Consider the following 775-nt stretch of genomic DNA (forward strand, 5'->3'; position numbering starts at 1 on the left):
TGAAATCGTCGACGCCAACCATCGAGCGCTTGAACTACTGAGTTATAAAAAGTCCGACCTTCTTGAGCAGCCATTAGACACGCTCTGCCCTACGACTGCGGATGAGTGTCGTGTTGATGCAATGTATCGAGAGCTTCAACATGGCCGCAATCAGTTTGAAGCACAGATGCTAGACAGCCATGGCGAAACCATCGATTGTTTAATAGAAGCAACACTGATTCAGCACAACGGGCACACCGCCTTGATGCTGCTGTTGCAAGATTTGAGTGAAAACAAACAACAAGCTGAGATGATTCAAAAGCTGACCGATTTTGATCCTGTGTCTGGCTTTTGTAATCGCCCAGTGATCTTAGGTGCACTTGAAGAGTTGGTGAAACACCAGCCGAATCACTTCTCGTTCATCTACATCACAAGTAAGAGCCTCAAGCAAATCGCTGAAGTGTACGGACACCTGATTTTTGATGAGGCGATCCAGTACATCTCGACTTTGTTGCGCGACCATTTGGGCACTCACCAAATTGGTCGGATTAGTGAGCATGAGTTCATCGTCATTCTTCCCAACGCAAGCGGTCACAGCGACGCGTTGGAAGCGGCAAACCGACTGTTAAATCAGCTCTCTTACAAAATCGAACTCTCTGGGATTATGTTGTCGCTCGACAGCAAAGCCGTGATGGTTGACCCTAAAATCACCCACCAATCCCTTGAGCACCTATTGCTTGTTGCTCGTTACTCTGCGCAGTCAATGAGCGGTCGTCACATGCATGAAGTGTTGGTC

The 775-nt window shown here is 47.9% G+C and carries 1 protein-coding gene; it reads left to right on the top strand.

Annotated features, from left to right (window positions below; genetic code table 11):
* On the top strand, nt 1-775 hold a 775-nt coding region (locus tag R8O10_RS24755), incomplete at both ends, for a diguanylate cyclase domain-containing protein (protein ID WP_318191893.1).

The sequence above is a fragment of the Vibrio sp. 1727 genome, assembly GCF_033344415.1.
GTDB classification, from domain to species: domain Bacteria; phylum Pseudomonadota; class Gammaproteobacteria; order Enterobacterales; family Vibrionaceae; genus Vibrio; species Vibrio alginolyticus.